Origin of the sequence: Curtobacterium sp. MCPF17_018 (assembly GCF_003234135.1) — a bacterium.
In the GTDB taxonomy this organism is placed as follows: domain Bacteria; phylum Actinomycetota; class Actinomycetes; order Actinomycetales; family Microbacteriaceae; genus Curtobacterium; species Curtobacterium flaccumfaciens.
The window spans coordinates 163,757-187,600 of sequence record NZ_QKSJ01000003.1 but is presented as its reverse complement, the minus strand read 5'-3'; the positions used below and the strand labels follow the sequence as shown (position 1 = coordinate 187,600).

General features: G+C 73.4%; 21 protein-coding genes and 1 tRNA gene. 5 read left to right on the top strand and 17 right to left on the bottom strand.

Features of this window, described 5'->3' with window-relative positions:
- Positions 1–37 precede the first annotated feature (37 nt).
- The 6 genes from DEJ27_RS05275 to DEJ27_RS05250 are packed head-to-tail and all read right to left on the bottom strand — an operon-like array spanning position 38 to position 6,058.
- Positions 38–823: an ABC transporter ATP-binding protein gene (locus tag DEJ27_RS05275; protein ID WP_110859032.1), complete on the bottom strand. Its 786-nt coding sequence runs from the start codon at positions 821–823 to the stop codon at positions 38–40.
- On the bottom strand, positions 820–1,647 hold the full coding sequence (locus tag DEJ27_RS05270) for an ABC transporter ATP-binding protein (protein ID WP_111090448.1): 828 nt from the start codon (positions 1,645–1,647) through the stop codon (positions 820–822). Before DEJ27_RS05270 ends, DEJ27_RS05275 begins: the two co-directional genes overlap by 4 nt.
- Entirely contained in the window at positions 1,644–2,510 is an 867-nt protein-coding gene (locus DEJ27_RS05265) for an ABC transporter permease (RefSeq protein ID WP_111090447.1), read from the bottom strand. Before DEJ27_RS05265 ends, DEJ27_RS05270 begins: the two co-directional genes overlap by 4 nt.
- Positions 2,507–3,460 (bottom strand): ABC transporter permease, encoded by a 954-nt coding sequence (locus DEJ27_RS05260; RefSeq protein WP_111090446.1) that lies wholly within the window; start codon positions 3,458–3,460, stop codon positions 2,507–2,509. Before DEJ27_RS05260 ends, DEJ27_RS05265 begins: the two co-directional genes overlap by 4 nt.
- A gap of 46 nt (positions 3,461–3,506) precedes the next feature.
- Complete coding sequence (locus tag DEJ27_RS05255) at positions 3,507–5,051, bottom strand: ABC transporter substrate-binding protein (RefSeq protein WP_111090445.1); 1,545 nt, start codon at positions 5,049–5,051, stop codon at positions 3,507–3,509.
- The gene (locus DEJ27_RS05250; protein ID WP_146244650.1) at positions 5,048–6,058 is read right to left on the bottom strand and encodes an alpha/beta fold hydrolase; all 1,011 of its coding nucleotides are present in this window, start codon (positions 6,056–6,058) and stop codon (positions 5,048–5,050) included. The genes DEJ27_RS05255 and DEJ27_RS05250 overlap by 4 nt, the downstream gene beginning before the upstream one ends.
- Positions 6,059–6,124: 66 nt before the next feature.
- Here DEJ27_RS05250 and DEJ27_RS05245 point away from each other — a divergent pair, with 66 nt between their 5' ends.
- Complete coding sequence (locus tag DEJ27_RS05245; RefSeq protein WP_258370296.1) at positions 6,125–7,027, top strand: siderophore-interacting protein; 903 nt, start codon at positions 6,125–6,127, stop codon at positions 7,025–7,027.
- Positions 7,027–7,845 (top strand): ABC transporter ATP-binding protein, encoded by an 819-nt coding sequence (locus DEJ27_RS05240; RefSeq protein ID WP_027465801.1) that lies wholly within the window; start codon positions 7,027–7,029, stop codon positions 7,843–7,845. The genes DEJ27_RS05245 and DEJ27_RS05240 overlap by 1 nt, the downstream gene beginning before the upstream one ends.
- A 1,013-nt stretch (positions 7,846–8,858) precedes the next feature.
- Here the strand turns inward: DEJ27_RS05240 and DEJ27_RS05235 are convergent.
- The 5 genes from DEJ27_RS05235 to DEJ27_RS05215 form a co-directional block, all read right to left on the bottom strand.
- Positions 8,859–9,215: a Fe-S oxidoreductase gene (locus DEJ27_RS05235; protein WP_175330772.1), complete on the bottom strand. Its 357-nt coding sequence runs from the start codon at positions 9,213–9,215 to the stop codon at positions 8,859–8,861.
- Positions 9,216–9,217: 2 nt separating this feature from the next.
- Positions 9,218–10,621: an NAD(P)/FAD-dependent oxidoreductase gene (locus tag DEJ27_RS05230; protein ID WP_027465800.1), complete on the bottom strand. Its 1,404-nt coding sequence runs from the start codon at positions 10,619–10,621 to the stop codon at positions 9,218–9,220.
- A 55-nt stretch (positions 10,622–10,676) separates the two neighbouring features.
- Positions 10,677–11,498, bottom strand: a complete 822-nt coding sequence (locus DEJ27_RS05225; protein ID WP_110859025.1) for an arginase family protein — start codon at positions 11,496–11,498, stop codon at positions 10,677–10,679.
- Between the two features lie 44 nt (positions 11,499–11,542).
- Positions 11,543–12,268 carry a PspA/IM30 family protein gene (locus DEJ27_RS05220; RefSeq protein WP_110859024.1) on the bottom strand — a complete coding sequence of 242 codons (726 nt, stop codon included), beginning with the start codon at positions 12,266–12,268 and terminating at the stop codon, positions 11,543–11,545.
- A 123-nt stretch (positions 12,269–12,391) separates the two neighbouring features.
- Positions 12,392–14,230 (bottom strand): TPM domain-containing protein, encoded by a 1,839-nt coding sequence (locus DEJ27_RS05215; RefSeq protein ID WP_181430092.1) that lies wholly within the window; start codon positions 14,228–14,230, stop codon positions 12,392–12,394.
- Between the two features lie 283 nt (positions 14,231–14,513).
- Between DEJ27_RS05215 and DEJ27_RS05210 the strand changes: the two genes are divergently transcribed.
- Together DEJ27_RS05210 and DEJ27_RS05205 are read left to right on the top strand one after the other, a co-directional pair.
- Positions 14,514–14,717 (top strand): hypothetical protein, encoded by a 204-nt coding sequence (locus DEJ27_RS05210; protein ID WP_017885770.1) that lies wholly within the window; start codon positions 14,514–14,516, stop codon positions 14,715–14,717.
- A 72-nt stretch (positions 14,718–14,789) separates the two neighbouring features.
- Positions 14,790–15,344 (top strand): 4'-phosphopantetheinyl transferase superfamily protein, encoded by a 555-nt coding sequence (locus DEJ27_RS05205; RefSeq protein WP_181419981.1) that lies wholly within the window; start codon positions 14,790–14,792, stop codon positions 15,342–15,344.
- Here DEJ27_RS05205 and map read toward each other — a convergent pair.
- Positions 15,328–16,095, bottom strand: a complete 768-nt coding sequence (map, locus tag DEJ27_RS05200) for a type I methionyl aminopeptidase (protein ID WP_110859150.1) — start codon at positions 16,093–16,095, stop codon at positions 15,328–15,330. The two genes, DEJ27_RS05205 and map, sit on opposite strands and share 17 nt — an antisense overlap.
- A 32-nt stretch (positions 16,096–16,127) precedes the next feature.
- Here map and DEJ27_RS05195 point away from each other — a divergent pair, with 32 nt between their 5' ends.
- Positions 16,128–16,397: a helix-turn-helix domain-containing protein gene (locus DEJ27_RS05195; protein WP_027465796.1), complete on the top strand. Its 270-nt coding sequence runs from the start codon at positions 16,128–16,130 to the stop codon at positions 16,395–16,397.
- A 21-nt stretch (positions 16,398–16,418) separates the two neighbouring features.
- Here the strand turns inward: DEJ27_RS05195 and DEJ27_RS05190 are convergent, their stop codons facing one another.
- The 5 genes from DEJ27_RS05190 to DEJ27_RS05170 all read right to left on the bottom strand — a co-directional run bounded on the left by DEJ27_RS05190 (position 16,419) and on the right by DEJ27_RS05170 (position 23,787).
- On the bottom strand, positions 16,419–17,738 hold the full coding sequence (locus tag DEJ27_RS05190) for a M1 family metallopeptidase (protein ID WP_258369797.1): 1,320 nt from the start codon (positions 17,736–17,738) through the stop codon (positions 16,419–16,421).
- A 14-nt stretch (positions 17,739–17,752) separates the two neighbouring features.
- Positions 17,753–21,649 carry a Pls/PosA family non-ribosomal peptide synthetase gene (locus DEJ27_RS05185; protein ID WP_110859021.1) on the bottom strand — a complete coding sequence of 1,299 codons (3,897 nt, stop codon included), beginning with the start codon at positions 21,647–21,649 and terminating at the stop codon, positions 17,753–17,755.
- Between the two features lie 44 nt (positions 21,650–21,693).
- A complete protein-coding gene (locus DEJ27_RS05180; RefSeq protein ID WP_258370295.1) occupies positions 21,694–22,770 on the bottom strand; it encodes a Gfo/Idh/MocA family protein in 1,077 nt (358 codons plus the stop codon).
- Positions 22,771–22,993: 223 nt separating this feature from the next.
- A tRNA-Arg gene (locus tag DEJ27_RS05175) sits at positions 22,994–23,065 on the bottom strand.
- A 146-nt stretch (positions 23,066–23,211) separates the two neighbouring features.
- Positions 23,212–23,787: a hypothetical protein gene (locus tag DEJ27_RS05170; RefSeq protein WP_110859020.1), complete on the bottom strand. Its 576-nt coding sequence runs from the start codon at positions 23,785–23,787 to the stop codon at positions 23,212–23,214.
- Positions 23,788–23,844 lie beyond the last annotated feature (57 nt).

The following is a 23,844-nucleotide window of genomic DNA, read 5'->3' as shown; positions in this document are numbered from 1 at the left end:
GGCACCCCCACGTTCGCCCCGGGCCGCGCCGGCCGCCCTACGGCAGCGTCGGTGCCGCCGACACCAGCGCCCGCGTCACCGGGTGCTGCGGATCGTCGAGGAGCGACACCGGCCCGTGCTCGACGATCCGGCCGTCGGACATCACCGCGACGGTGTCGCACAACCGCTGCACGACGCCGATGTCATGGGACACCAGCACGAGCGTCAGCCCGAGATCGTCAGCGAGCGACCGGAACAGCTCGATCACCCGGGCCCGGACCACCACGTCGAGGGCGCTCATCGGCTCGTCGCCGAACAGGATCCGGGGCGAGTGCACCACGGCCCGGGCGATCGCGATCCGCTGTCGCTGCCCGCCGGAGAACTCGTGCGGGTATCGGTCGACCGTGTCGGCGGGCAGGTCGACGCGCTCCAGCACGGCACGGACCAGGTCGTCGTGCGAGCCCGGGACCTGCAGGGCCCGCAACGGCTCGGCCACGATCGCCCCGACGCGCATCCGCGGGTCGAGGGACGCGTACGGGTCCTGGAACACCACCCCGGTCTCGCGACGGAACCAGCGCAACGCCCGCGCGGACCGGGACGCGACCACCGGACGGCCGGAGGCGGCGACGGTGCCGGCGGAAGGGGCCTCCAGGCCGGCGAGCAACCGGACCAGCGTGGACTTGCCGGATCCCGATTCGCCGACGATGCCGAGCCGTGCGCCGGGGGCGACCGTCAGGTCGACGCCGTCGACCGCGGTGCGGACCGGACCGGGCTCGAACGGGCCGCGGCGGGGGAGTCGGTAGGTGCGGTGGAGACCGGCGGCCTCGAGGACGGGGAGGGTCACGGGGCGGTCCTCCTGGCGGTGGCACGTGCGGCGTCGACGAGCGCGGCGGTGGCGGGGTGCTGCGGTGCGGCGAGCAGGTCCGCGACGCGGCCCTGCTCGACCACCCGACCGGCGTCGAGGACGACCGCGGTGTCGGCGATGCGCGCGAGCACGGCGAGGTCGTGGGTGACGAACACCATGCCCGCCGGCAGGTGCTCGAACAGGTCGAGGATGCGGGCCTCGGTGGTGACGTCGAGCGCCGTGGTCGGTTCGTCGGCCACCAGGTACGACGGCTCGCCCGCCATCGCCATCGCGATGCAGATCCGCTGCCGCTGCCCGCCGGACAACTGGTGCGGGTACTGCCGCAGCAGCGACTCCGGGTCGGGGAGGCCCACGGACGCCGCCAGGTCGATCGCTGCCGCGCGGGCCGCACGCCGGTCGAGCCCGCGGTGCAGCCGGAGCGGCTCCGCGATCTGCGCGCCGACCCGTCGCAGCGGGTCGAGCGCTGTGCCCGGCTCCTGGAACACCATCGCGATGCCCGCGCCGCGGTGTCGCGCGCGCTCGCGGTCGGGCAGGCCGACGAGTTCGGTGCCGTCCAGGCGGATGCTGCCGGTCACGACGGCGCCGGTGGGCTCCAGGCCCATCAGGGCGAGCGAGGTCATGGACTTTCCGGATCCGCTCGCGCCGATCACGCCGACGCGCTGGCCGGGAGGCACGGTGAAGCTGACGTCGTCGAGGATCGTCCGCCCCGTGATGCGGACCGACAACCCGCGCACCTCGAGCCCGGAGGCTGCGGTGGCGTGGGCGGTGCCGGCTGCGTCGGTGTTGGCTGCGTGGTCGGTCATGCGGTCACCCCCGGCGTGGTCGTGCCGGGATCGGTCCGGTCGCTCGTCGTCAGCCGCGGGTCCGAGGCGTCACGCACCGCGTCGCCGAGCAACGACAGTGCCGCGACGACGAGGGCGATGGCGGCTCCCGGCCAGGTCGCACTCCACGGGTGGACCCCGATGTAGGTCTGCAGGTCGGACAGCAGGCTGCCCCACGAAGCGGTGTCCGATCCGGCGCCGTAGCCCAGGTAGGACAGCCCGGCCTCGGCGAGCACGGCCGTGGCCATCGCGAGCGAAAGCTGCACGGTGAACAGCGGCGCCGCGTTCGGCACCAGGTGACGGAAGAGCACCCCGGCACCGCCGACGCCGGACGCCCGGGCCGCCGTGACGTAGTCGCTCCGGGCGATCCGGCGGATCTCACCGCGGGCCACGCGGGCGATCGTCACGCCGAAGGACAGCCCGACGCTGACGATCACGACGCCGAGCGACCCGCCGAACACCGCGGTCAGGAGCATCGCGGTGAGCAGGGTCGGGAACGCCACCAGGATGTCGAGCAGGACCGCGGTGCCCTCGCGCACCCAGCGGGCGGTGAGCGACCCGATCGCGGTGAGGACGATGCCGACGACGCTCGCGATCACCCCGGAGCCGACGGCGACGAGCATGGTGGTGCGGGTGCCGGCGAGCAGGTAGCTCGCGATGTCGCGGCCGGCGGCGTCGGTGCCGAACCAGTGCGCGGCGCTCGGCCCCTCCCACTGGTGGAACGGGTCGGCGCGGAACGGGTTCTGCGGCGTCCAGACGAGCGACACGGCGGCGAGCACGAGCAGCAGGCCGAGCACGACCACGGCGAAGACCCCGGTCGGCCGGGACACCAGGCGGCGGATCATCCCTGCACCTCACGCTGTCGGGGGTCGAGGGTGCGGTGCACGACATCGACGGCGAACCCGACGAGCAGCACGAGTCCGGTGAGCACGAGCAGTTCCGACTGCACCTTCGTGATGTCGCGGCGGCCGACGTCGGTCACGAGCATCCGGCCCACCCCGGGCAGGGAGAACAGCTGCTCGACGACGACGGCACCGACGAGCAGCCCGGCGATCTGGACACCGAGCACGGCGAGCACCGTGAGGGCGACGCTCGGCAGACCGTGGCGGAGCAGCGCCTGCGTGCGGGTGAGGCCGACGGCGGCGGCGGTGCGCAGGTGGTCGGCGTCGAGGACGGAGAGCGTCGCGGACCGGGTGAACCGGAGGATCACGGCGCCCTCGACCGCACCGATCGTCAGCGCGGGCAGCACGAGCGACGCGAACGCCCGCCCGGGTTCCGACCAGCCGTCGAGCGGGAAGCCCTGCGTCGGCAGCCAGTGCAGCGTCACCGCGAACAGGGCGACGAGGAGCATGCCGGCCCACACGACGGGTACGGCGGCGACCGCCTGCGCCGCGAACCCGATCACCGCGCCCCCCGGACGGCGGCGGAGCACCGCGGCGATCACCCCGAGCGGGACGCCGATCACCAGCGCGGTCGCCAGGGACATCGCGGCGAGCGGCAGGGTGATCGCGAGCTTCTGCACGATCTCCGGCGCGACGGCACCGTTCGTCACCAGGGAGCGGCCGAGGTCACCGCGGAACACCCCACCGATCCAGTCGAGGTACTGCACCACGACGGGCCGGTCGAGTCCGAGCTGCTGCCGGAGCTGTTCAACCTGCGCCGGGGTCGACTGCGTGCCGGCGACGACCTGGGCGACGTCACCGGGCAGCACGCGGAGCGTGGCGAAGATGATGACGCTCGCCACGAGCAGGCCGACGACGAGCAAGAGCACCCGCCCGATGAGGAACCGGGTCACGACACCGATGCTACGGGGACGGACACCCCGCCGCGGCCGCTCCGGTTCACTTGACCGCGAGCTTCGCCAGGTCGAGGCGCGAGTTCCCGCCGTCGACCGGGAAGCCCGTCACGCCGGAGCGCACCGCGGTGATCTCGGTCGCCGTGTAGAGCCACTCGCCGGCCGCGTCCTCGCTGACGATGCGTGCAGCCTTGCGGAGCGCCTCGGTCTTGGTGGCCTCGTCGGTCGCCGCGATCGACTGGGCGTAGAGCGCCTGCACCTCCGCGTTGTCGTAGCCGAAGTAGTAGTCCGGGTTCGCCCAGTTGCCGAAGTCACGGGCCTCGACGTGGTCGACCATCGACAGGTCGAAGTCCCGCTCGCCGGACTTCGGTGCCTGGAACACCGAGGACAGCCAGGTGGCGAAGTCGACACGCTTGACCGTCAGGGTGATCCCGACGTCGGCGAGCTGCGACTTCAGCACGTCGCCGATCGTGGTCGGGTAGATGTTCGCGTAGGTGAGCGTCAGCTTCAGGTCCTGCTGGCCGGCGGCGGCCAGGAGCTTCTTCGCGTTCGCGGGGTCGTACGCGTCGATGTCGGTGAGGTCCTCGTAGCCGGGGTCGAGCTCCGGGATCGGGCCGCCCTGCTCCACGCCGGTGCCGCCGATCGCCTTGATGAGCGCCTTCGCGTCGATCGCCTGCCGGATGGCCCGGCGCACGCGCTCGTCCGTGAACGGTTCCTTGCGGTTGTTGAACGCCAGCGTGTACTTGTCGGTCGTCTTGCCGCTGTGCAGTGCGATGTCGGCGTTGCCCTGCAGCTGGCTCTTCAGCGTGCCGTCGACCGGGTTCAGGACGTCGAGGTCACCGTTCGCCATCGCGTTGACGGCGGTCGACGGGTCCGTGATGTACCGGAAGACGATCTTCGCGACCTTCGCCTTCGTGCCCCAGTAGTCCTCGTTGCGGTCGAACGTGAGCGAGTCGCCCTGCTTCCAGTCGGCCACCTCGAACGGACCGGTGCCGTTCGCGCTGTCGGACAGGTCGTTGTCCGCGGCCTTCTCGAGCACCAGACCGGAGCGGCCGGTCAGGTTCCAGAGCAGGTCGGAGTCCGGCTTCGCGAGTTTCAGCACGACGGAGTCGTCCGAAGGCGAGGTGATCGACGTGACGCCCGCGAGCTTGGCGGAGTCGACGTACGAGTCGTTCGACTTGACCTGCTCGAGCGACCACACGACGTCGGCCGCGGTGACCGGCTCGCCGTCCTGGAACGTCGTGCCGTCCCGCAGCGTGAACGTGTAGGTCAGGCCGTCGTCCGAGACCTCGTGCGACGAGGCCAGCACGTCACGGATCTCGCCGTCGGCGGTCCGGCCGACGAGCCCCTGGTACACGTTGTCGATGAGCACCTGGTCGAGCGCCGCCCCGGACTGGGTGCGGATGTCGAGACTCGTCGGCTCGAGCACCAGCCCGACGCGCACCGTGGCGTCCTTGCCCCCGGTGGTGTCGGACGAGCCGGAGCAGCCGGCCAGCGCCAGGGCGGAGACGACGGCGACCGCGGTGGCGGCGAGGGCAGCGCGCCCGATGCGCGAGGTGCGCGCGGTGCGACGGGGCAGGAGCGGACTCATGGGGTGGTGGGTTCCTTCCGGGCACGAGGGTCTGGATCGGGCCTCGCGCTCGCACGAGGGTACCGGCGGCTGGCGCCGTCCGGCGACGGTTCTTCGATCGGGTGCAACAATCCGTGCCGCTCGGCCCATGCCCGGATCGCCGAAGCCAGTTCGAGGGGCGCCTGGTTCTGCACCGCGTGCCGCGAGGTGACCGTCACGATCTCGGCGTCCGGCAGGCGGTCGGCGAACCCGGCGTGCAGCTTCGGGGAGACGTACCCGCGGTCACCCCGGACGAGCAGGATCGGCACGCGCAGGGCCTCGAGGTCCGGCCACGCATCGGCGAAGCGCCCCACCGACGACGTCCGCCCGGCCGGCAGGTGCGGGAAGTGGTGGCGGCGCACGAGTCGCCCGTCCGCTCCGAGGGCCGTGGTGTGCCGGGCCTCGCGCAGCAGCACCTGCCGGTCGTCGCCGACCCGCGCCTCGATCGCCCGGTCGACGACCTGCTCGAGCGACTCGAACGGCTCCTCGGCCTCGAGCGCGCGGGCGATCCGGTCCACCGCACGCTGCGCGAAGTCCGGCGACATGTCGACGAGCACGAGTCCGGTCGCCCGCTCCGGTGCGGTGGCCGCGAGCCGAGCGGACAGGATGGCGCCGAGCGAGTGGCCGACGACGATGCCCGGCGGCACCGCGAGCGCGTCGAGCGCGGCGAGCACGCTCGGTGCCGTCGCGGTCGCCGCGTAGTCCGCGTCCTCCCGCCACGACGACCGGCCGTGGCCGGGCAGGTCGAGGGCGACCGCCGGCTCGCCCACGGCGAGTGCCGTGGTGTCGAAGCTGTGGGCGTCGATGCCGAGCCCGTGCAGGTAGGTGATCCGGGCCTCCTGGCCGTCGTCGCCCCACCGGATCGCGGAGATCTCCTGTCCGTCCGCGGTGCGGACCACCTGCCTGGAGGCGCGGAGCGGCGCGTCCACGCCGCTCGCGCTGGCGAGGGCGGGCAGGTCGGCGAATTCGTCGTCGGGGGCTTCGGACACGGGGACGATCCTCGCACCGTTCCGGGGGCCTGGAGACGTTAGGTAAGGCATGCCATACTCGATTCCGTGGCAACCCGGTATCGCGTCTTCTCCGTCCGCGTGGCCGCGGTCACGTCGCTCACCCCGAACTTCGTCCGGGTGACACTGACTGGCGACGCGCTCGCCGACTTCTCCTCGGTCGGTCTCGACCAGCGGATCAAGATCGTGCTGCCCCTGCCCGGCATCGGTTTCTCCGAACTGCCGGAGGACGAGGACTGGTACGCCGCCTGGCGCGCGCTGCCGGACGAGACCCGCAATCCGCTCCGCACGTACACGGTCCGCTCGTTCCGGCCGGACGCCCGCGAGCTCGACATCGACTTCGTCGCGCACGGCGACACCGGTCCGGCGTCGCGCTGGGTGTCGGCCTGCCGCGTCGGTGACGAGCTGCGCATCGTCGGGCCGCGGGTCCCCGAGTCGCCGGAGGACCTGCCGACCGGGGCCGCCGAGTTCGCTCCCGGGCACGCGAACCGGATCCTGCTCGCCGGGGACGAGACCGCCGCACCGGCCATCTGCGCCATCCTCGAAGCGCTCGACGTCTCGACCGTCGGCCACGTCTTCATCGAGGTGCCCACCGACGCCGACCGGTTGCCGGTCACCGCGCCCGCCGGGGTCGAGGTCCGCTGGATCGCCCGCAACGGCGCCACCCACGGGGTCCGGATGACCGACCAGGTGCACGCCTGGGCCTCCACCGTCGCGCCGTCGTCCGCCGCCACGTGCGAGCCGGCCGCCGAGCTCACCGACGTCGACGTCGACGAGCAGGTGCTGTGGGACGTCCCCGCCCCGGTCGACGAGCGCCCCGTGTACGCCTGGATCGCTGGTGAGGCCGGCTGTGTCAAGGAACTCCGCCGCCACCTGGTGCGCGGCGTCGGCATCGACCGCAAGCAGGTCGCGTTCATGGGGTACTGGCGGCACGGCAAGGCCGAGCACTGATGTCGGCCGCGGGCACCGCGCTCGGTCCGGTCCCGACCACCGCGCTGGGGGCCCGCGGGCTGACCCTGGCCTACGACGACCGGGTCGTGGTGGACACGCTCGACGTCGACATCCCCGACGGCGAGCTGACGGTCATCGTCGGGCCGAACGCCTGCGGCAAGTCGACGCTGCTGAAGTCCTTCGCCCGCACCCTGAAGCCGCGAGCCGGCACGGTGTTCCTCGACGGGGCGCCGATCGACTCGTACCGCCCGAAGGCCGTCGCCCGGCGGGTCGGGATGCTCCCGCAGACCCCGATCGCCCCCGACGGCATCACCGTGCGTGACCTCGTGTCCCGGGGCCGGTTCCCGCACCAGGACCTGCTGCACCCCTCGTCCGGGTCCGACCGGCAGGCCGTGCAGGCCGCACTCGAGCAGACCGAGACGGTGGAACTGGCGGACCGGAGCGTCGACGAGCTCTCCGGCGGGCAGCGGCAGCGGGTGTGGATCGCGATGGTGCTCGCGCAGCAGACCGACATCGTGCTGCTCGACGAGCCGACGACGTTCCTCGACATCGCCCACCAGTACGACGTGCTCGAACTCGCCTCCACGCTGCACGCCGCCGGTCGCACGGTCGTCGCGGTGCTGCACGACCTGAACCAGGCTGCGCGCTACGCCACCCACGTCATCGCGATGCGCGACGGGGCGATCGTCTCGGCGGGGAAGCCAGCGTCGGTGCTCACCGCGGACCTCGTCGAGGACGTCTTCGGCCTGCCGTGCGTCGTCGTCCCCGACCCCGAGACCGGCACGCCCCTCGTGGTGCCGCGGCGGCGCGCGGCCTGACGCGCTTGCGGCGCTGCCGCTGCTGCCGCCTGCTGCCGCCTGGCCGGCTCGCCGCCGAGTGGTCACGACACGTCGTGGGCCGGCGCGCGAGCGGTCACGAATGGTCGGCTGGGGGTGCCGCAGGCGACGGTCTGCGACCGCTCGCCGCGCACCCGGCGGGGTGTTGTGACCGGCCGTGACCCTGTTCCGGCGCCGCCACGCGCCTCCAGGCCGTCGATCGGTCGCGTTTCGTCGCCTGGCCGGCCCGCGGCCGAGTGGTCAGGACACGTCGTGGGCCGGGCGCCGAGCGGTCACGAACCGTCGGCTGGGGGCGCCGCAGGCGACGGTCTGCGACCGCTCGCCGCGCACCAGGCGGGGTGTTGTGACCGGCAGGCGGGTGCAGTGGGCGTGGGGCGCGGCGGCCTGGAGGCCGGGGCGGCGCCGCCACGCGCCTCCAGGCAGTGGGCCGGTCGCGTTTCGTCGCCTGGCCGGCCTGCTGCCGAGTGGTCAGGACACGTCGTGGGCCGGGCGTCGAGTGGTCACGAATCGTCGGCTGGGGGTGCCGCGGGCGACGGTCTGTGACCGCTCGCCGCGCACCCGGCGGGGTGTTGTGACCGGCAGGCGGGTGCAGTGGGCGTGGGGCGCGGCGGCCTGGAGGCCCGGGGCGGCGGCGCCACGCGCCTCCAGGCAGTGGGCCGGTCGCGTTTCGTCGCCTGGCCGGCTCGCTGCCGAGTGGTCAGGACACGTCGTGGGCCTGGCGCCGAGTGGTCACGAACCGTCGGCTGGGGGTGCCGCAGGCGACGGTCTGCGACCGCTCGCAGCGCACCCGGCGGGGTGTTGTGACCGACCGAGCCGCCGGTCGGCACGCCCGCCGAGGTGGCACGAACTGCCGCCCGACCGGCGTCGGGACGACAGTTCGCGCGACCACGACGACGCGCACACGGCGTGTCGTGCCACCGCAAGCCACCGCAGGCCACCGCAGGCGACCGCAAGCGACCTCGGCGGGACGCAGGACGCAGCGCCCGCCGCACCCGTCAGCGGTAGCCGCCGTCCTCCAGGCCGGCCTCGACCTCGAAGCGGTTCCGCAGGGGATCCCGCCCGGCGACGGCGTAGAGCAGCGGCATGAGCATGCCGTACCGGCGCCACTGCTCGACGTGCACCCGCTCGTGCCGGAGCACCCGCGGGCCGTCGTTGTCGCGGGTCAGGTACACGGACCCGACGCAGGTGCCTCCGCGCCGGAAGACCCAGCGCGGCAGCCCCGTGCAGACCACGAGCCCGTCCTCCACCCGGATCCGCCCGGTCGACAGGGGGACGCCCACGGCGAGCCCGACGGCCGTCGCGAACACCCACCCCGCACGGGACACGGGGGAGTCGAGCAGCGGGTTGCGCACGCTCAGGCCGGGCGGCCGTACGTCTCGAGCAGGCGGAGCCAGATCTCGTTCATCGTCGGGTAGGCCGGCACCGCGTGCCACAGGCGGTCGATCGGGACCTCGCCCACGACGGCGACGGTGGCGCCGTGCAGCATCTCGGCGACGTCCTGGCCGACGAACGTGACGCCCACGACGACCCCGCGGTCCTCGTCGACGACCATCTTCGCGCGGCCCGTGTAGCCGTCGGCCTGCAGGGAGGACCCGGCGATCGCACCGAGGTCGTACTCGACCGCGCGGACGTTCAGCCCCTGCTCGCGGGCCTTCGCCTCGGTCAGGCCGACGCTCGCGACCTCGGGGTCGGTGAAGGTGACCTGCGGCGAGGCGGCGTGGTCGGCGGTGGCGACGTGTGCACCCCACGGCTCGGTGTGCAGCGGCGTGCCCTGGTACCGGGCCGCGATCGCCTCGCCGGCGGCACGGGCCTGGTACTTGCCCTGGTGGGTGAGCAGGACGCGGTGGTTGACGTCACCCACGGCGTACAGCCAGTCGGTGCCGTGCACGAGCATGGTGTCGTCGACGTCGAGCCAGTCGCCCGCGGTCAGGCCGACGGTCTCGAGCCCGAGGTCACGCGTGTGCGCGGCGCGGCCGGTGGCGGCGAGCACCTCGCTCGTGATGACCGTGGTGCCGTCGTCGAGCTCCGTGGTGACGAGACCGTGCTCGTCGCGGTCGACCCGGACCGGGTTGACGCCGGTGCGGACGTCGACGCCGAGTTCGCGCAGGGAGTCGGCGACGAGTTCCCCGGCGAAGGGCTCCATGCCGCCGAGCAGACCGTGCCGGGCGACGAGGGTGACCTTCGCGCCGAGGGACGCCCACGCGGTCGCGAGTTCGGAGCCGGAGACGCCGCCGCCGATGACGAGCAGGCTCTCGGGGACCTGCTGGGCGCTCGTGCCCTCGCGGGTGCCCCACGGCTTCGCCTCGGCGAGACCGGGCACCGGGGGCAGCGTGTGCAGGGAACCGGTGACGACCGCGACGGCGGCGCGCGCGGTGTGCGTCTCGCCGTCGACGTCGATGGTCTTCGGGCCGGTGATGCGGGCGTGCCCGCGGATCAGGTCGATGCCGGCGGACTCGAGCCACGAGACCTGGCTGTCGTCCTTCCAGTCGGAGGTGAACGAGTTGCGGCGGGCGAGCACGTGGGCGGCGTCGAGCGTGCCGGTCACGGCCTGCTTCGCACCGTCGAGCCGCTTGGCGGCGGCGAGGGCGTGTCCGCTGCGCAGGAGCGCCTTCGAGGGCATGCACGCCCAGTAGGAGCACTCGCCCCCGACGAGCTCGGCCTCCACGATCGCGACCGACAGGTCGCGCTTCCTGGCGTAGTCCGCCACGTTCTCGCCGACAGCGCCGGCTCCGATCACGATGAGGTCGTAGTCCGTCATGCTGCCGAGCCTACGCGGAGCGGCAGGGGGGCCGCCGGTCGCGTCGTGCCTGTGGTCAGCCCACCCGGGAGGCGCTGGTCACCGCTCCGACGACGCGCAGGATCACGCCGAGGTCGTCCACCGCCCGGTCCGGGTCGACGGGGGCGAAGCCGGTGAGCGCTGCGCCGACGAGGCGCCGGCCGCGCGTCGCGGCCTGGATGCGCTCGACGAGCGCTGCGCCGTCGAGGCCGAACGGGACGGGTTCGAGGAGTCCGTCGACCTCGGACGGGTCGAGGACGTCGAGGTCGACGTGCACGAAGACCGATGCGGCACCGGTCCGCTCGACCGCTGCGGCGAGGGCGTCCGGGGTGGCGGCGTCGACGTCGAGGTGCACGATCCCGGCCTTGTCGAGGGCGGCCCGTTCGGCGTCCTCGACCCCGCGGACCCCGGCGACGACGACCGAGGACGACGGCACCACCGGCAGGCCGGGGAACAGGTCGTCGGGGCGGTCGACCAGCAGGCGCAGGGCGGCGGTCTCGGCGGCGACGGGCTGGGCCCGGTTGAGCGCGCGGTACCCGCTGGACCCGGAGATGCGGACGAACGCGGTGTCCGGTGCGAGGGCGGCGGTCGCGCCGAGGACACTGGCGCCGTCACCGCCGACGACGAGCACCGGCTCGGTGGCGACGGCGGTTTCCTCCGCGACGCGTTCGGCGACGGCGAGCACGGAGGTGTAGCGGGCGACGGCGGTCTCGAGGCGGTCACCCGCTCCGGCCGGGACGTCGACCACGGTGGTGGACGCCCGGGGGAGGTCGGCCGCGATCGCCGACGCGCCGTCCCCGAGTCGCATCGCGCGCGACGACGCCGAACCCTGCCACTGACCGACCACGAGGAAGTGCATCGTCTCAGTCTGTCAGCTGGGGTCCGGCGTCGTCAGGGCGTTCGTCAGATGCTCGAGGATCCGCCGGACTTCAGTGCGGCGAGCCGTGCCTCGACCTCGGCGTCCTTGCCGACGTCCTCGAGGCTCTCGAACTGGGCGTCGAGGCTGGAGGACTGCAGCTCCTGCTGACCGAGCACCTTCGCCTCTTCGCGGCGGACCTTCTCCTCGAAGCGGCCGAGGTCGCTCGTCGGGTCGAGCACGTCGATGTTGCCGAGTGCGTCGTTGACGCGGGACTGCGCCTCGGCGGTCTTCGAGCGGGCGACGAGGTTGTCCCGCTTCGCGCGGAGCTGCTCGAGCTTCTGCTCCATGCCGGCGAGACCGGTCTTGAGCTTCTCGACGGCCTCGTTCTGCGACGCCAGGTTCGGCTCCGCGTCCTTGACCTCTTGTTCGGCGGCGATCTGCTTGCCGATCGCGATCTTGGCGAGGTTGTCGAACTTGTCCGCCTCGGCCGACTTGCCCTCGGAGCGGTACTTGTCGGCGGCGGCAGAGGCGTTGGCGGCCTTCTGGCCCCACTCGACCGCGGCCTTCTTGTCCTCTTCGTGGTCCTGCTCGAGCAGGCGCACGTTGCCGATGGTCTGCGCGATCGCGGTCTTCGCGTCGGCGATGTTGTTCGTGTAGTCGCGGACGAGCTGGTCCAGCATCTTCTGCGGGTCCTCGGCGTCGTCGATGATCTGGTTGATGTTCGCGCGCACGAGGGTGGAGATGCGTCCGAAGATGGTCTGCTTGGCCATTGCTGTTCCCTTTCGTGGAAGTCCTGTGGACGGTGTTGTCGGGTCGGGTCGGGTCGTGTCTGGTTCTGGGGTGCCGGAGGTCGGGTCGGGTCCGGTCGTGTCGGGTGCGGGGGAGCGTGCCCGTCAGAAGCGGCCGCCGCCGGAGAAGCCGCCGCCGTAGCTGCCGCCGCGACCGCCGAGCAGGCCGCCGAGGACGAGTCCGGTGACGAGTCCACCGAGCTGGGCACCACCACCGCCGCCGCCCTGGCCGCCACCCCAGCCGCCGAGGTCGTCGTTGGCGGCGTCCATCGCTGCGGCGGCGTACTGCTCGGCCGCGCGGGCGGCGTTGAGCGCCTGGCCCGGGTTGCTCGGTGCGAGCTCGACGGCGTCGTCGTAGGCGCGCTGGGCCTCGGACAGCCGGGTCCGGGCGGTGGGGCCGATGCCGCCGCGGTGCAGGGAGACGTAGTCGCGGGCCTGGCTGATCCGGTTCCGGGCGTCGCGCAGGGCCGCGTCGAGCGCCTGGGTGGCGCGCTGGCGCTGTTCCTCGGCACCGCGGGCCGCGGCGATGGCCTGGTCGATCTCCGTGTTCGCCCGGGTCAGCGCGTCGACGGCCGCCACGGGGTCCTTCGGGTCGAGCCCCTGGCGGAGCACGGCCTCGGCGCGGGTGACCGCGGCGGCGAGGTCCGGCCCGCCCGAGCGCAGGCTGCGGGCGGCGGCGACGTCCCCCTGGATGTCGATGCGCATCGCCTCGGCGCGGGCGGTGGCCTCGTCGAAGGACTGCTCGGCGGCGAGTGCGCCGTCGGTGAGCTGCTGCACCTGGGCGAGCGCGTGCTGGGCGTCACGGACGGCGACGACGGCCTCGCCCTTGTCACCGGCGGCGATCGAGGCGGTGGCCGCGTTCGAGCGTTCGGTGGCGAAGGCGAGCACCTGGTGAGCCTGGTCGACGTTGTTCGCCACGGTCGCGAGGGTGCGTCCGGTGTAGCGGGCGCGGACGCGGTCGAGTGCAGCGGCGGCGGCTCCGACCGAGGCCGGTGCGGCGGCCACGGCCTGGGCGAGCGACGCGGCCGCGTCCTCGATGCCGTCCTCGAGCGACCGGAGCTGGTCGAACGCCTCGGTCTGCTCCTCGATGGCGGCGTGCGCCCGTTCGCAGATCACGATGATCTGGTTCGCCCACTCGGCGCGCTGCTGGGGGGTGTCGGGGATCTCGTCGTCGAGCTGCTGCCGGATCGTGAAGGCCTTGCGGACCTCGCGCTGAGCGGCCTGCACGGCGTCGGCGAAGGGCTTGGCGGCGTCGGGGCCGAACTGCGCGCTCGCGAACCCGACCTCTTGCTCGGCGGTGCGGAGTTCGTCGTCGATGGTGACCAGCGCGCCGCCGGCGGTGCGTTCGAGGTCGGCGAGCGAGGCTTCCTGCGCCTTGGTCGCCGCGGCGGTGCGGCGCTTGTTCCGGGTCCGGATGACCAGGACCACGACGATGAGCCCGACGACCACGGCGAGCAGCAGGATCCACAGCCAGGTGAGGTCCACCGGGGCCTGCGACTGGGTCAGCCCGTCGGCGAAGGCCACGGCGGCGCCGGACCAGTCGCCCTGCTTGAGCCGGGGGAGCAGCGAGTCGTTGACGGCGTTCTCCACGTCGGACGAGGAGATCGCGGTCTCGTTCGTCTGCTGGACGTCGTAGTTGCGTTCGTCGACCGCGACCGAGAGCAGGATGCCGTCGGTGTCGATCTGGTTCTGCTCGAGCACGGCCCGGCCCCACTCGGTGTGGTCGGTGGGATCGGTGAAGGACGGCACGAACACGACGAACAGCTGCGTCTGGGTCTCGGAGTACAGGTCCTGCACGGCCTGCTCGACCCGCGCCTGCTGGGATGCGGTCAGCGCGTCGGCCTCGTCGAGGACGTACGCGCCGCCCAGGTCGACGGGCGCCGTGGCGTGGGCGGTCGCTGCCGGAGCCAGGACGATGAGCATCGCGACCAGGGCCGCCGTCACACGGCTCCACAGCCGCGTTGTCCCCCTGTGCCCGCTCGATCCGTCCTTGCCCGATCCGTGCTGGACCGCTCGCATCCGTCCTCCGTCCGTCGCCGGTCGGTACCCCGTGGCACCGCACCGGACCGCGCCACGAGTGCGCTGTCGCCCGGAGTCTATCCAGGCCACGCAGGGGCACGGACAGACTCTGGGGGAACGCTCCGGACCGTGCTTCCTGTGGACGTCTTGTCCCCCGGACGGGGTAGACTGGCGCCACTGTTCGAGGATGAACGGAAGGGGAAGAACGATGGAACGCACCACGAGCACCGAGGTCGTCCCGCTCGAGGACGGCTACCACCGGGTGTCGACGCCGGCGACGGGTGTGATCGGTTTCGTGCGCGAGCACGACGGCCGCTACGAGGTCCTGCGCGGACGAGTCCGCCAGGCGACCCGCTCCGAGGGTCAGTACAGCACCATGAACGTCGCGCTCATCGCGCTGACGCACGCCTGATCTGCTCTGGGCGCGACCACACGACCGACGGGCGCTGCCCGGGTCGTTGGGTCGCGCCTCCCGACCGTCACGGTGACGCTCCGGACGCCGGCTGCTGACCGCGCGGACGACCGGGAGGCGCTGGTCGCCGCCGTCGCGTCGGCGACCGGCGTCGAGCCGGTCGCGGTGCGCGCGGGGCGCGTCTGCCCGCACTGCGCGGGGACCGACCACGGTCGTCCGTGGGCGACCGTCGCGGGCACCACGGTCGGCGTGAGCCTGTCGCGCGCACCGGGGGTCGTCGCCCTTGCGGTCGGCGCTCCGGCGCTCGGCGTCGACGTCGAACGGGTGTCGCGGGTCGCTGCCGCGCCGCTCGACGCGTTCACCCCGGACGAACTCCGTCGAGCCGACGGGGACCCGGCGCTCCTCGCCGCCGCGTGGGCGGCCAAGGAGGCCGTGCTGAAACGCGACGGACGCGGGCTGCGCGTCGACCCGCTCGCGGTCGAGGTCGACGTGGCCGCCGGCACCGCCAGGTTCGAGGGTGTCGAACAACCGCTCACCGTGCTGTACCCCGCGCCGGACGTGGTGCTCGTCGTCGCGGCGGGTGGGCTGTCCGTCGAGGTGGTCGGGACGGTCAGCGGGCGAGCGTGAGCACCTCGGCGCCGTCTTCGGTGATGGCGATGGTGTGCTCGGTGTGGGCGGTCCGCGCTCCGGTGGCACTCCGCAGCGTCCAGCCGTCGGCGTCGGTGACCAGGACGTCGGTGTCCGCCATGACCCACGGTTCGAGCGCGAGCAGGAGCCCGGGTCGGAGCGTGTAGCCGCGACCGGGGCGACCGGTGTTCGACACGTGCGGGTCCTGGTGCATGGTCGAGCCGATGCCGTGCCCGCCGAACTCGACGTTCACCGGGTAGCCCGCGGCTTCGAGGACGGTGCCGATCGCGTGGGACAGGTCACCGATGCGGGCACCCGGTCCGGCGGCGGCGATGCCCGCGGCCAGTGCCCGTTCGGTGGCGTCGATGAGTGCGAGGTCCTCCGGGCGCGGGGTGCCGACGACGAAGCTGATCGCGGCGTCGGCGGCGATGCCGTCCAGGGACACCGCGAGGTCGAGGGTGAGCAGGTCCCCGTCGCGCAGCACCTGGTCGTGCGGCAGCCCGTGCAGCACGGCGTCGTTCACAGCCGTGCAGATGTGGTGGCCGAACGGACCGCGGCCGAACGAGGGCGCGTACTCGACGTAGCAGGAGTCGGCGCCAGCGGCCTCGATCATCTGCTTCGCCCACCGGTCGATCTCGAGCAGGTTCGTGCCGACGCGGGTGCGTTCGCGCAGGGTCTGCAGGATCGTGCCGACGAGGGCTCCGGTGGCGCGGCCCTTGTCGACCTCGGCGGGGGTCAGGATCTCGATCACGCGGATGATCATACCGGTATTACTATGTGGTCATGGTCCGTCTCCCACTCCGCCCCGACGAGGTCGCGCGCGGTCGTCGCCTCGGTGCGCTGCTGCGTCGTGCCCGTGGTCCGCGATCGATCGTGGACACCGCCCTGGCCGCGGGGATCTCGCCGGAGACGCTCCGGAAGATCGAGACCGGCCGCATCGCGACGCCGGCGTTCTCGACGATCGCGTCGGTCGCGGGCGTGGTCGGGCTGTCGCTCGACGCCGTCTGGTCCGAGGTCAGCTGCGACCCGGCCGACGGCGAGCTGGCTGGCTAGCCGACGCGGCGGCGGAGCCTGCTACCGTCCGCGCGGCGCGGGCAGTGCCGGCACCGACGCCTCGTCGATCCAGGGCCCGGTCACCGCACGGACGTCCGCGACGGAGCGGCCGGTGGCGTCCGCGAACGCACCGAGCACGTCGGGCACGGTGACGGATCCGTGCCGGTGCCGCTCGGTGATGCTCCGCAGCCCGGTGAAGAAGGCGTCGTCGCCGATCGTGCGGCGGACGGCGTGCAGGGCGAGGGCACCGCGCTTGTAGACACGGTCGTCGAACATGTCCTTCGCGCCCGGGTCACCGACCACCAGGTCCTCCGGCTGCTCGAGCAGTCCCTGCCGGTACCGTTCGGCCAGCTGGTCGGCGGTGTCGTCGCCGCGGTCCTCGGACCACAGCCACTCGGCGTAGCAGGCGAACCCCTCGTGCAGCCAGATGTCCTGCCAGCGGGTGACCGTGACGGAGTTGCCGAACCACTGGTGGGCGAGCTCGTGGGCGATGAGGCGGTCGGTGCCGTGTTCGCCGTCGACGTGGTTCCGGCCGAACACCGCCAGGCCGTGGGCCTCGAGCGGGATCTCGAGGTCGTCGTCGGTCACCACGACGCCGTACGCCGCGAACGGGTACGGGCCGAACCGGTCGCCGAACAGCGCGAGCATCTCCGGCACCTGGCCGAAGTCGGTCTTCGCGGCGGCGGCGAGGTCGGCGGGGTGGTGCAGCGTGACGGGGACCCCGCTCGTGCGCACCTTCGTGGTGCGGTACCGGCCGATCTGCACGGTCGCCAGGTAGGTCGCCATCGGCTCGGTGGTGGCGTAGGTCCAGCGGGTGCCGACGCGGTCGCGCTCCTTGGCGAGCAGCTCCCCGTTCGCCAGGACGTCGTACGCCGCCTCGGCCGCGATCTCGATCCGGTACGTGGCCTTGTCGTCGGGTCGGTCGTTGCACGGGAACCACGACGGCGCTCCCGTGGGCTGCGCGGCGACGATGACGCCGTCGGACAGTTCTTCCCAGCCGAGCTGCCCCCACGCGCTCCGCACGGGGTGCGGGGTGCCGCGGTACCGCAGGTGCACGGAGAACACGGTGTCGGCAGCGATGGGGTCGGCCGGGGTGACCGTCACCTTGTGCGTCGCGGTCGAGACCTTCTTGGCCCGGCGTCCGTCGACGTCGACCCGGTCGACCGTGAGCCCGTGCAGGTCGATCACGACCCTGTCGAGGGGCTCGAGGGCGCGCGCGGTGATCGTGGCGGTGCCGTCCAGGCGGTTCGTGGCGACGCGGTAGTCGAGACGGAGCTCGTAGTGCTCGGCGCTCCACCGTCGGTCGCCGCTGTGCGGGGTGTACGGGTCTGCGGAGGGCACGGGGACAGTCAACCTCATGCCGTCGGTGGGGCTGTCACCGACAGTGCGGCCGATGTCCACGGAGCGATCGGGTTGCCGGACCAGCGGGAGCCCGTCGGTACCTGCTCACCGCGCATGACGAGCGAGGACGGCCCGACCGTCGCCCCGGCACCGATGCCGGCCGCTGGGAGGACCACGCTGTGCGGCCCGAGCGTGGCACCCGCGTCGAGTCGGACGGTGTCGAGCTGCATCACGCGGTCGTGGAACAGGTGCGTCTGCACGACCGTCCCCCGCGCCACCGATGCCCCGGAGCCGATGGTGACCAGGTCGGCCTCGGGCAGCCAGTAGGTCTCGAGCCAGGTGCCGCGGCCGATCGTCGCACCGAGGCTCCGCAGCCAGACGGCCAGCGCGGGGGTCCCGGTGGCCTGCTCGGCGAACCAGGGGCGCGCGACGGTCTCGACGAAGGTGTCCTGCACCTCGTTGCGCCACACGAACGACGACCACAGCGGGTGCTCCCGAGCGGTGATCTGGCCGACGAACGCCCACTTCGCGATCGTCGACACCACGGCGGCGACGGCACCGGCGGCGATGAGCACCGGCCCGGCGAGCAGCACCGTCCACCCGATCCCGACGGCCGACCACAGCGCCAGCAGTGCTCCGGCCACGCCGAGCGCGATGGCGGCGGAGACCATCGGGGCGACCAGGCGCAGCAGCTCCCAGCAGCCGCGGGCGACCTTGAGCCTCCCGGACGGACGGAACGTGCGCGCCTCGTCGAACTCCGTCGCCGCACGCCGCAGCCGCACCGGGGGCGACCCGAGCCACGACGACCCGCGCTTGGCCTTCTTCGGCACCGCGGACAGCACCGCCACCAGTGCCTCGCGCGGCACCGAGCGTCCGGCACCCGTCATCCCGCTGTTGCCGAGGAACGCCCGCCGGCCGACCTTCGAGCGACCGATCCGCACCCGACCGCCGCCGAGCTCGTACGTGGCCACCATCGTGTCGTCGGCCAGGAACGCCCCCGACGCGATCTGCGTCAACGCCGGGATGAGCAGCACCGTCGAGATCTCGGTGTCCCGACCGACCCGGGCACCGAGCAGCCGCAGCCACACCGGCGTCACGAGCGAGGCGTACAGCGGGAACAACAGGGTGCGCGCCGCGTCGAGCACCCGCTCGGTCGACCACACCTGCCAGCCGATCCGGGAGCGCACCGGGTGCCGCCCCTCGTGCAGGCCGATGCCGAGCAGCCGCACCGCGACCACCACGAGCAGCGCGTACACCGCACCGGCGACGACCGTCACCAGGGGGACCGTCACCAGCGCACGGAGCACCGCGTCGCCCAGGGTCGACGCCCGCCCGACCAGGGCGAGGGCGACCAGCAGTCCGACCGCGACACCGACGACCGGCAACCCTGCAACGGCCAGGGACCCGGCCCCGTACGCGAGCAGCCAGCGTCGGCGGGTCGCGGGACGGGCCTCCCGGTCGTCACGAGCCGACCCGGTGCGCTCCGCCGGCGCCCCCGCCCAGCGTTCGCCCGCGGGCACCGGGCCGCCGACGGCGGAACCCGCCGTGATCTCGGCACCCGCGCCGACGTGCGCCCCCGGCAGCAGCGTCGTCCGGCTGCGCACCACGGCGTCCTCGTCGACACGGACGTGCCCCAGGTGGAACACGTCGCCGTCCAGCCAGTGCCCGGCCAGGTCGACCTCGGGCTCGATCGACGCACGCTTGCCGATCGTGAGCATCCCCGTCACCGGCGGCAGCGTGTGCAGGTCGACGTCCCTGCCGATCCGCGCACCGAGCGCCCGGGCGTAGTAGCTGATCCACGGGGCACCCGCCGTCGACGGGCCGTCGACCGCCTCGGCGATGCGCTCGGCCAGCCACACCCGCAGGTGCACCGAACCACCACGGGGGTACGACCCCGGCCGGACCCCGGCGAGCAGCAGCCGCGCCAGCACCACCGTCAGCGCCATCTTGCCGATCGGCGTCACGAACACCAGGAGCACCAGCACCAGCACCGGCCAGGGCAGCACCGGCAGGAACGGCAGCGTCGTCGCGTGCAGCACCGCAGCCACCAGGGCCGTCCACGTCAGCACCCGCAACCCCCGGAGCACCTGCACCGGCAGCCCGAGCAGCGTCATCAGCAACCCGGTCGCCGGAGGCACCGGCGTGACGTCACGCGACGACGCCTCGACCGGGCCGGACTCGTCCAACGCCGCCGCCAACGCCCCGATCCGCGGGTGGTCGTACACGTCCGCCACCGTCGTCGTCGGGAACCGCTCGCGGATGGCCGACACCAGCTGCGCCGCCGTCAACGACCCACCGCCGTGCGCGAAGAAGTCGTCGTCGACGCTCGCCACCGGCACCCCGAGGATCGCCGACCACCGCTCGGCGATCCACGCCACCGTGTCCGGCAGCATCGTCGCGTCCGAGGCACCCGGCAACGGCCACGGCAGCGCCGCACGGTCGACCTTGCCCGACGTCCGCGTCGGCAGCGACCCCACCACGGCCACCAACGGCACCAGCGCCGCCGGCAGCTCCTGCCGCAACCGGGCGTTCGCCGCAGCCACGTCCACCGTCGCCCCGGCCACCGGGGCCACGTACCCGACCAGCACCTGGTTGCCCGCCGGGGTCCGCTGCACCACCGCAGCACCACCCGCCACGTCGTCCAGGGCCTGCAGCGCCGCATCGATCTCCCCGAGCTCGATCCGCCGGCCACCGAGCTTCACCTGGTCGTCCGCACGCCCCTGGAACACCAGCCCCTCGGGCTCGTACCGCACCAGGTCCCCGCTCCGGTACGCCCGCTCCCACCCGAGCTCCGGGAACGGCGCGTACTTCTCCGCGTCCTTCGCCGGGTCGAGGTACCGCCCCAGCCCGACCCCGCCGATCACCAGCTCCCCGACACCTCCGGGCGCCACACGGGACCCCGACGCGTCGACGACCGCCAGGTCCCACCCGTCCAGCGGCAACCCGATCCGGATCGGCTGGCTCCCGTCGAGCAGGGACCCGCACGCCACCACCGTCGCCTCGGTCGGCCCGTACGTGTTCCACACCTCACGGTCACGACTCGCGATGCGCGCCGCCAGCTCCGGGGGGCACGCCTCACCACCGAAGATCACCAGCCGCACCTGCTCGAGCGCATCGTCCGGCCACAACGCCGCCAACGTCGGCACCGTCGACACCACCGTGATCGTGTGCGCGATGAGCCACGGCCCCAGGTCCACCCCCGTCCGCACCAACGACCGGGGCGCCGGCACCAACGCGGCACCGTGCCCCCACGCCAACCACATCTCCTCGCACGACGCGTCGAACGCCACGCTCAGACCAGCCAGCACCCGGTCACCCGGACCGATCGGCGCCGCCTGCAGGAACATCCGAGCCTCGGCGTCCACGAACGCCGCAGCACTGCGGTGAGTGACCGCCACACCCTTCGGCACCCCGGTCGACCCGGACGTGAAGATGATCCACGCGTCGTCGGTCTCGCGCGGGAGCTCGGCGCTCGCCGCAGGGTCCGTCACCGGCAGCTCTGTGCCGTCGCGGTCGCGCAGGACACCGCCCGCGCCGATCACCCCGACGACACCGGCCTCGCCGAACACCAGGGTGGCGCGCTCCTCGGGGTCGTCGGCGTCGACCGGCACGTACGCGGCTCCGGCGGCGAGCACGGCGAGGATCGACAGGTACAGGTCACGCCCACCGGAGGGGATCCGCACCCCGACCCGGTCGCCCCGGCGGACACCGCGGCGGGCCAGGTCGTCGGCCTGCGCGCACACGAGGTCGAGCAGGGCGGCGTAGTCGACGCTGCCGGCGGGGTCCTCGAGGGCGGTCGCATCCGGGTGGGTCGCCGCGGTCGCCGCCAGGACGTCGAACAGGGTCCGTGGGGCGGGTGCGTCGCCGCCGCGGGCGAGTTCGAGCTGCGCGTTCCCGGTGCCGGTGGTCATCGAGGCCTCTTCCCGGTCGCGTGCGGGACGACCGGCCCGTGATCCTAGAGGGTCGAGGTGTCCTGCTCGGGAACGGACGGTGCCGCAACGGACGGTGCCGCACCGGTCGGGTCGAGTGCCGCACGTGCCGCGTCGAGCGCCGCCGCGATCCCGACGGAGTCGTCCAGCGTGTGCACCGGGGACTCCGTGCGGCCGTCCGCCACGTACTGCGCGAGCGCCGCCGCCTGCCACACGAGTCCCTGACGACCCCGCAGCCCCGTCGGCTCCTCCCAGTGGTCCTCCCCACCCCGGTGGTGCACCGCGAACGACGCCGGGAACACGAAGTGGTCGGTGTACCGGACCGTGGCCCGGCTCCCGGCGATCACCGCCAGCCCCGGCGTCCACGCCGTCATCGACGTGGCCACCACCGCCTGCGCGCCACCCTCCGCCGTCGACACCGTGACGGACTGGAGGTCCACCCCGCGATCCGAGACCGCCCCCGTCGTGCTGCTGGTCACCGGGGCGCCGGTGGCGAACCGTGCGAACCAGTGCCCGTACACACCGGCGTCGAGGAGGGCACCCCCACCGGCGGCGGGGTCGAACATCCGGTCCTCCGGGTCCGGGTCGTGCGGCCACCCGACGTCGACCGTGGCGAGCCGGACGTCGCCCAGGACCCCGTCCGCGAGCAGACGGGCGACGACGGCGGTGCCCGGCAGGTACCGGGTCCACATCGCCTCCATCGCGAGGACGCCCGCGGCCCGTGCGGCGTCGGCGAGGGTGCGGGTGTCCGCCGCCGAGGTCGTCATCGGCTTCTCGACGAGCACGTGCTTGCCGGCGGCGATCGCGAGCAGTGCGTGCCCGAGGTGCTGCGGGTGCGGCGAGGCGACGTAGACCACGTCGACGGCGGGGTCCGCCACGAGGGCCTCGTACGACCCGTGCACGCCGGGCACGCCGTGGCGGGCGGCGAAGGCCGCAGCACGCTCGGGGGAGCGGGAGCCCACGGCGACGACGCGCTGGTCGGAGTTCGCGTGCAGCGTCGTCGTGAAGTCGTTCGCGATCTCCCCGGGGCCGATCACACCCCACCGGAGCACGGGTCCGCCCCGCAGTGCGTGGACTCCGGGCTCCGGGAACGTCATCGTCATGCCCGAACGCTACCGGGCGGACCCGCTGCGCGCCGCGCAGTTCGTCCTGCTGCTCACGGTCGAGGAGCACGGGGTTCGTCCTGCTGCTCACCGTCGAGGAGCACCCAGCCACGAGGCCGGCGACGCACCCGGAGGAGTCTCAACGGGGGAAGGCCGCCGCAGGCGACATCGGCCGGTGCCGACTCCGCGGAGCGGAGACGTCACCTTGGCCGGCGATTTCCAGTGCCCCCAGGAGGATTCGAACCTCCGCCCCTGCCTCCGGAGGGCAGTGCTCTATCCCCTGAGCTATGGGGGCCAAGGGGTGTCAACAACCGTAGCAGGTCCGGCGGGTGGTCCTGGACAGCGCGTGTCGCGCCGTGGACGTCACGTCGGGCGCCCGGGAGGCGCGGTGCGGGCCGCCCCGGGCCTCCAGGCCGCACGGTGCGCGGCCGCAGTGCCGCGTCAGCCCGCGGGCGTGGCCGTCGCCGACGCGGACGGCTGCAGCGCGGCCCGCACCGCGTCGACGACGGGCTGCGCCCCACCCGGCTCGGTGAACAAGGTCGACTGCGCGGTGATCCAGTACGGGTCGGCGAAGGCGTCCGCGCGGCCGACGTCGCCGCTCAGGGCGAAGTACCCCTCCACCCGGTAGGTGGGGACGGACCCGCCCCGCTCGTACAGGGCGTCCTTCAGGTTGGTGAGCGACTTCTCAGGCAGGTCGGCGACCGCGAGCGTGATCGCCGTGGCGTCCGCGTCGGTGCTGACGAACCGGCACACGCGACCCTGCTGCTTCGCGATGGTCGCGGCGGGGGAACCCTTCGCCGGGGTGAAGGAGTCGTCGAGCTCGAAGGTCTGCCCGTACACCGACAGTGCGCTCGCGGGCAGGAGCTCCGCGCAGGTCTGCGACACCGGCTTGCCCGCCGGGGTCGCAGTGGCCGACGGGGTGCTGTCCCCGCCGCCCGAGCACCCGGCGAGCACGAGGGCTGCTGCGGTGGTGAGGGTGGCGACGGTGAGCGCCCGGGCACGGCTGCGGGGGGTCATCCCGACATGATGCTGCATCGACCGGTGCGGACCTGGGCGTCCCGGTAGGATCGATCC